Source organism: Tenacibaculum skagerrakense (assembly GCF_004345825.1).
GTDB classification, from domain to species: domain Bacteria; phylum Bacteroidota; class Bacteroidia; order Flavobacteriales; family Flavobacteriaceae; genus Polaribacter; species Polaribacter skagerrakensis.
In genome coordinates, this window is sequence record NZ_SLXM01000029.1 from 1 (window position 1) to 1252 (window position 1252).

1 protein-coding gene is annotated in these 1252 nt (G+C 38.7%); it reads left to right on the forward strand.

The annotated features are described in order from the left end of the window. Nucleotides 1-21 precede the first annotated feature (21 nt). Nucleotides 22-1252, forward strand: a 1231-nt coding sequence (locus tag EV195_RS16590; RefSeq protein ID WP_132796096.1) for a hypothetical protein, incomplete at its 3' end; no start/stop codon positions are given.

Sequence of the window (1252 nt, forward strand, 5' to 3'; positions counted from 1 at the left end):
TATTAAAAAATAATAAGGATTATGAAGAAAATAGTCAAGATATTACTAGTATTAATCATTTTTGGTTCGTGTACTGAAGATGAGCGCGATTTATCATTTGTAGATTCGATAGTTGCTCCGGCAAATGTTGCAGCTACCTATGATATTACACAGGATAACACAGGAAGTGTAACAATTACACCTACGGCGGATGGAGCAAGTAGTTTTAAGGTTTACTTTGGAGACACCACACCAGAACCAGCAGAATTAGCTGCAGGCGAGAGTGTAGAACACGTATATGCAGAAGGTACTTATGAGTTAAAAGTAGAGGCTTTTAGTTTAAATGGAAAAATGACAGAGACTACACAACAGTTAGTAGTATCTTTCAAAGCTCCAGAGAACTTGATGGTTACTATAGAGAATGATCAATCAGTTTCACGACAGGTAAATGTAACAGCATCAGCAGATTTTGCTACGATGTTTGAGTTTTATTCAGGAGAGTCAGGCGTTTCACAGCCAGTAGCAACTGCCAATATTGGTGAGACTATAAATTACCAATACACTACAGCTGGTGATTATGATATGCGAGTTGTTGCAAAAGGAGCAGCCATTGCTACTACAGAGTACACGGCTACTTTTACGGTTACTGAGATATTACAACCTGTAAGTTCTGCACCAATTCCACCAACCCGTAATGAGACGGATGTTATTGGGATTTACGGTTCAGCGTATACCAATGTTGCCGGTACCGATACGTTCCCAGATTGGGGACAAGGAGGTCAAGGAAGTAGTTGGGCAGAGTTTGACTTAAATGGTGATAAGATGTTACAATACACTAATTTAAGTTACCAAGGAATTCAGTTTGGTTCTTCGCAAGATGTTAGTGGAATGGAATTTTTACACTTAGATGTTTGGACGGCAGATCTAGATCAGTTAGAAACTTCTTTGATTAATATCTCCGGAGGTGTTACTACAGAAGCACCAGTTACTAATGATTTAACAAAAGATCAGTGGACAAGCATCAACATTCCAATCTCAGATTATACCAATCAAGGATTAACAGTTAGCGAGATTTTACAATTAAAGTTTGTAGGTATTCCATGGGCTTCAGGCACTGTATTTATTGATAATATTTATTTCTGGAAGTCACCATCAAGTACGAGTACTTTAGGTGTTCAGGACTTTGAGGGTGCAGCACCAACGTTTACAAGTTTTGGAGGTGCAGGTGTTGATGTAATTGCCAATCCAGATGCAAGTGGTGCTAATACTACAG